3 protein-coding genes are annotated in these 6,050 nt (G+C 46.7%); all 3 read left to right on the top strand.

What is annotated here, in order from left to right:
- The first annotated feature begins 40 nt into the window (after positions 1-40).
- The 3 genes from smc to QUB39_RS19120 all read left to right on the top strand — a co-directional run bounded on the left by smc (position 41) and on the right by QUB39_RS19120 (position 5,984).
- A complete protein-coding gene (gene smc, locus QUB39_RS19130) occupies positions 41-3,544 on the top strand; it encodes a chromosome segregation protein SMC (RefSeq protein WP_445243115.1) in 3,504 nt (1,167 codons plus the stop codon).
- Positions 3,545-3,612: 68 nt separating this feature from the next.
- A complete protein-coding gene (locus QUB39_RS19125) occupies positions 3,613-4,632 on the top strand; it encodes a PRC-barrel domain-containing protein (RefSeq protein WP_333210372.1) in 1,020 nt (339 codons plus the stop codon).
- Positions 4,633-4,958: 326 nt separating this feature from the next.
- Positions 4,959-5,984: an SGNH/GDSL hydrolase family protein gene (locus tag QUB39_RS19120; protein ID WP_333053363.1), complete on the top strand. Its 1,026-nt coding sequence runs from the start codon at positions 4,959-4,961 to the stop codon at positions 5,982-5,984.
- Positions 5,985-6,050: the final 66 nt, after the last annotated feature.

Genomic DNA, 6,050 nt, shown 5'->3' with positions numbered 1-6,050 from the left:
AGACAACAACGGCCAATCATCTGCCAATCGAAAATCCAAAATCCAAAATCCAAAATCGGATGAGTTATCTGTTGAAGCAGAGGAAGTCGAAGGGATAGAAATTGCCGAAACTCAAGACAACAACGGCCAATCATCTGCCAATCGAAAATCCAAAATCCAAAATCCAAAATCGGATGAGTTATCTGTTGAAGACGTAGAAGAGATTGAAATCGCAGCAAGTCAAGACAACAACGGACAACTACTCGCTACTAATAAAAAATCCAAAATCCAAAATCCAAAATCGGATGAGTGGAGTGTAACGCGCAAACTTCGGGTAACTCGCCAAGGTACTTACACTTCAACTTATTACATTAACGGCCAACCTTGCACGCTGACTCAACTTCACGAACAACTCAACCGCTTACGAATTTATCCCGAAGGCTATAACGTCGTGCTACAAGGAGACGTTACCAGCATTATTTCGATGAATTCTAAGGAACGCAGAGAAATCATTGACGAATTGGCTGGGGTGGCTCAGTTCGATCGCAAAATCTCTTTAGCTAGGCAGAAGTTGGATGAAGTTAAGGAGGTGGAAGAACGCAGCAGGATTGTAGAAAAAGAGCTGATGTCTCAGCGCGATAGACTTGCTTCCGATCGCACAAAAGCGGAAAAATATCAAAAGCTGCGGGCGGAATTTCAAGAAAAGTCGCAATGGGAAATTGTGCTGAAATTCCGGCAATTGCAGCAGCAAGAATGGAAACTGCGCGAACAAATCGAAACGGGCGATCGCACTTCGGCATCTCTTACCGAACAACTGCAAACAATTAGCACCCAAATTCAAGCAGCAACCGCCGAACTAGACGCGCTGAATGCCCGCGTTAAAGCTTTGGGAGAGTCGGAATTGTTGGCTTTGCAAGCGACGATTGCGACTCAGGAAGCGGAACGGCGACAACTGCAAAACCGCAAACAGGATTTGGAAAAAACTGCTGGGCAAATGGCGGCTAATATAGCACAAACCGAGGAAGAAGTTCGGCAATTCCGGCAAAGTTTGGAGCAAATTGAGATAGAAATATCTTATGTTAAGTCTCAGCAGGGGAGTTTTCAGGAACAGCGGGACGCAGCCCAGCAAAGTTTAGATGAAAGTCGGGAAGTTGCAAATGCGATCGCCTCGACGGCAGAAGTTTGGGTACAGCAGCAAACGGAACTGCACCGCCAAATCGAAACAATTCAACAAACTTTGGAACCGCAGCGTACAGAACAAGCTACCATTGGCGAAAGAGCCGATCGCCTGCAAAGTCAAATTCAAGAACAAAACCAATCGCTGCAAGTATTGGAACAGGAAATTGCAGCGAAAAAAGAGCAGCAATCTCGCCTTGTGGAAACCAAAGGCGTGGCATCTTTGCAAGTAGAATCGCTGAATCAGATTTTAGTCGAAGCCGAACAAGAATTGCAACTGCAACAGGAAACTCAAACTCGTTTGTTGGAAGAACAGCGGGAAAGACAGCGCAAATTAGACAAGCTAGAAGTGCAGTTTCAAGCACTGCAAGAAGCGACGGGAACGTTTACTGCAAAAATTGTCGCGCAAAGCGGGATTGGCGGAGTTTGTGGCTTGGTGGCTCAACTGGGTAGGGTAGAACCGCGCTATCAGTTGGCGCTGGAAATTGCGGCGGGCGGGCGTATGGGAAATATGGTGGTGGAAGATGACAGCGTGGCTGCTGCTGCGATCGAATTGCTGAAACAAAAACGGGCGGGAAGGATGACGTTTTTGCCTTTGAATAAGATTAGGGGCGGCAGGTATTCGGTGAATGAAAATTTGCGGCGCGCGGCTGGGTTTGTGGATGCGGCTGTTAATTTGATTGACTGCGATTCGCGGTATCAGGAAATTTTTGCTTACGTTTTTGGCAGTACGGTTGTGTTTAGCAACCTCAGCGATGCTCGCCGCTATTTGGGACAGTACCGGATTGTCACTTTGGACGGGGAAATTTTGGAAACTAGCGGGGCGATGACTGGGGGAAGTTCTACTAATAGATCTACCTTACATTTTGGCACGGTTGAGGCTAGTGAGGCTGCTAGTGAAGCCAGGACGATCGCGTCTTTGCAAGAAAGGTTGGAGGAAATTGAGCGGATATTGGAACGGTGCAAAATTGCGATCGATCGCGCCTCTGTTGCAGTCAAAACTCGCAGCCAAGAATTGATGGAAGCGAAACAAAATTTGCGCGAACATCAGTTGCGCTTGGAACAGTTGGATTCAGAAATTAAGAATTTGCAAGCGCAACAGGAACAAGTGCGATCGCAAATTGCGAAAAATACACAGGAATTAACTAATTCGCGATCGAGATTGCAGTTGCTGGAACGAGAATTGCCGGCACAGGAAACTCAATTGCAGCAGTACCGGCAAACTTTGGCGCAGTTGGAAGAGTCGAACAGTCACAGCGAATGGCAGCAAATGCAATCGAGTTTGCGCGCTTTGGAAGCGCAACTCCAAGAGCGAGAATTGGCTCTGAGAAACGTCCAGCAGCGCCTTGTAGACTTGGAAAATCAATTCGGGCGCTTGGAAGAGAAAATTAAGGAAGGCAGCGAGAAATTGCAGGAATGGCAAGTGCAGCAAAACGCGGGGGCGGATGCGCTCGATCGCATTGTTTCGCAGCAGTTAGAACTCGATGGACAAATTGCCGCAGCTAAGGCGACTTTGGGGGAAATTGAGGAAAAATTGGGCGTGGAAAAGGGAGAGCGCGATCGGGCGGAATCTCAATTGCGAGAACAGCATTTAGCCAAACAACAGTTACAGTGGCAGTTGCAAAAACTGCACGAAACCCAGCAAGAACGCCGGGAACAATTAGCCGCCATCCGCACTCTCTTGGAAACGCAGCGGGCGGAAATGCCCGACCCCGTGCCGTCAATTCCTGAAAATGTCGAGAAAGCCAATTTGACGGAATTGCAGCAGGAAGTAAAGGCGATCGCCAAGCGCATTCAAGCTTTAGAACCAGTCAATATGCTAGCCTTGGAAGAGTACAACCGCACTCAAGAACGCCTTCAAGAATTAAGTCAAAAATTGACGACATTGGAAGGAGAACGCACTGAACTGCTGTTGAGAATCGAAAATTTTACCACACTCAGGCGGCGCGCTTTTAAAGAAGCTTTCGACGCGGTTAACGAGAACTTCCAGACTATCTTTGCGGAACTTTCCGAAGGCGATGGCTATCTCCAGCTAGATGACCAGGAAGACCCCTTCAGCAGTGGCTTGAATTTGGTGGCTCACCCGAAGGGCAAACCCGTACAGCGGCTGGCTTCCATGTCTGGAGGCGAAAAGTCGTTGACGGCGCTGAGTTTTATTTTTGCGCTGCAACGCTACCGCCCGTCTACGTTCTACGCTTTTGATGAAGTGGATATGTTTCTGGATGGGGCAAATGTGGAGCGATTAGCTAGAATGATAAAACGACAGTCTGAACAAGCCCAGTTTATTGTTGTGAGTTTGCGGCGACCTATGATTCAATCGGCTGAGCGTACAATTGGCGTTACTCAAGCGCGGGGAGCTTATACTCAAGTCATAGGGCTGAAGTTGTAGTCCCGGAGTTTATGTTAACGCTCGTGTTGAGTGATATATGTACTTAATAAATCAGGATTAAAGTTAGAATGACATCCGAACAAATCTGCCAACGCTCCGATATTCTAGGCACTCAGGTCATCACCCGCGACAGAGGTAAACGCTTGGGGGTGGTTAGTCAATTGTGGGTGGACATCGATCGGCGGGAAGTTGTGGCGATCGGTCTGCGTGATAATATATTTGCGGTCGCTGGAATGCCGAGGTTTATGTTCCTCAGCAATGTCAGTGAAATCGGCGACGTGCTGTTGGTGGAAGATGAGAGCGCGATCGAAGATGATGTTGATGTTGAAGTCTACAGCATTTTGATTAACAGCGAAGTTATTACCGAAACCGGCGAACTTTTGGGTAGGGTGCGGGGCTTTAGATTCGACCCCGAAGACGGTAAGTTAGTTTCTATAATTATCGCTTCCCTGGGAATCCCCCAAATCCCCGACCAAGTTCTCAGCACTTACGAGTTGGGGATTGAAGAAATTGTCAGCAGCGGCCCGAATCGCTTGATTGTGTTTGAAGGTTCCGAGGAAAGGCTCAGGCAGCTTAGTGTGGGTTTGCTGGAGCGCGTTGGTTTGGGCCAAGCACCTTGGGAACGAGAAGAGGACGAGGCAGGTTATTATCCGAAACCCGTGGCTACGGGAAATCAATTGGGCCCAGGCGTGCGGATACCTGCACCGGAAATGCGGAGCCGCGTAGCTGCGCCTGCTGTGGAGGAAGTTCCTTGGGATGAGGATTTAGAGTGGAATCGGCCTGCGGTTCGCCAGCCGCCGATGCGCGCGGTGCAGGTACAGCAGCAGCCCATCGACGATTACGAGGATTACGAAGAGGATAATTGGGGCGGCGAGGAGGACGATTACGAGGAGGAGGAGTACGAGGCGAAGCCACAATACACTCGCGCCGAGATTTCTCGCCCGAAGCAGCCTGTGGTGGAGTACGAAGATGATGTGGAGGCTGATGCTTGGGCTGATGATGAGGCACCGAAGCCTTACCAGGCTCCTCGCGTGAATATTCCTGAGAAAACTAAGACTCCTGAGTACGAGGAAGAGCCTGGTTATTAGGAATCACTCAATTAGCTGAAACCAATATTTTGCACTCTTTTTAAGAACGGGCAAGATGCCCGTTCCACAATCAAGTTTATTTTTTGTGGAACGGGCTTCTAGCCCGTTGCTGATATTGGTGCAAGATGTGAGTTTAAACTGAGATGTGGCACCATTCTTAAGAACAGGCAAAATGCCTGTTCCACAAAGAGTAGATTTTATTGTGGAACGGGCTTCTAGCCCGTTGCTGATATTGGTGCGCTCAATCTAATTAAATTAGATCCATGAACTAGAGAATACTGGCATGGCAGTTTATTATACTTTTGCTGACGTTTCATATTATGTTAATGATCGAAAAAGATTTTGCTAAAACTGTTGCTTTCAGATTAATAACATATCTAATTTTTCCAATTTTTTTATCCACCACCACGGCTGAAATTGTCTTGCGAGTTGCGGGATACAAACCCTGGCAAATAGAAAATGTTGATGTTGCCGTCGAACCCAAAGGTAACTTTTTTACCAAAGACTCAGAACTTGGCTACAAGCATTTGCCGGGTCAATTCAAAGTGACACTTAACGGCAATTACTCATTTAATGCCACTCACCTCAATAATAGTCTCAGAATAACACATCCCCTCACTACTTACAATTCTTCGTCAAAAAAGCATAAAATTTGGATATTTGGCTGTTCATTTACCTACGGTTGGTCATTGAATGACAGCGAAACTTATGCTTGGTTGTTGCAAGAGAAATTACCCAAATATGAAATAGTGAATTTTGGCGTTAACGGCTACGGCACGCTGCACTCGTTGATTCAATTTAAAGAAGCACTCAAACAAGGAAATAAACCCAAAGTTGCGGTGATTGCTTATGCGGGATTTCATAACCGCCGCAATACTTTGTTAAGGGCGAGAAGAAAGCAAATGGCTGCTTGGAATAAACTCGGTATTCTATTTCAGCCCGATGCGAGGCTGAATGGAGAAAATAATTTTACCTACAAAATGGCAAAACTTGAATATCGCGAGTTCCCGCTGATGCGGGTTTCTGCATTAAGCCATTTTTTGGAGGTTAATTACAATCAATTTGAAGAGGGATTGTATAGAAGCCATGAGGTTTCTAAGGCAATTATTCAAGAGTTTCACCGGGTGGCAGAGGCTAATGGTGTTAAGTTAGTTGTGGCCGGAATTAATGTCGGTTCTGCTAAGATGTTGGGGGAGTTAAGTCAGGAGGGAATTTCTACGGTGGATATTTCTGTTGATTTGAAAATACCTGCCAATAATAATTTACCTCATGACCTTCATCCAAGTGCGATCGCGAATCGGCAATATGCAGAAAAGTTGGACGTTTTTTTGCAAGGTAGTGTTTTAAGGTAACAATCTTGGACGCGCATCCATACCAAAGAAACCGGGTTTTTACCGAAATTAAAAGTTTTGATGCAA

Source organism: Microcoleus sp. AT8-B5 (assembly GCF_036705565.1).
GTDB lineage: Bacteria > Cyanobacteriota > Cyanobacteriia > Cyanobacteriales > Microcoleaceae > Microcoleus.
Note: the sequence above shows the minus strand (reverse complement) of the source record. Positions and strands in the feature narration are given on the sequence as shown.